The 281-nt window shown below is 47.7% G+C and carries 1 rRNA gene; it reads left to right on the forward strand.

Annotation, left to right across the window (positions count from 1 at the left end):
- A 23S ribosomal RNA gene (locus FNN09_RS20980) occupies positions 1–281 on the forward strand; the annotation flags it as partial.

A 281-nucleotide genomic window follows, 5' to 3' on the forward strand; every position in this document is an offset into this window, starting at 1 on the left:
CCAAGAAAAGCAAGTATTGCGGCTCGTACCGTAAACGGACACACGTAGTTGGGTTGAGTATACTAAGGCGCTCGAGTGATTCATGGCTAAGGAACTAGGCAAATTAACTCCGTAACTTCGGGAGAAGGAGTGCTCACAGTAATGTGAGCCGCAGAGAAATGGCCCAGGCGACTGTTTATCAAAAACACATGGCTTTGCTAAATCGAAAGATGATGTATAAGGCCTGACACCTGCCCGGTGCCGGAAGGTTAAGTGGAGATGTTAACTTCGGTGAAGCATTG

The sequence above is a fragment of the Carboxylicivirga sp. M1479 genome (assembly GCF_007097485.1).
Classification (GTDB): domain Bacteria; phylum Bacteroidota; class Bacteroidia; order Bacteroidales; family Marinilabiliaceae; genus Carboxylicivirga.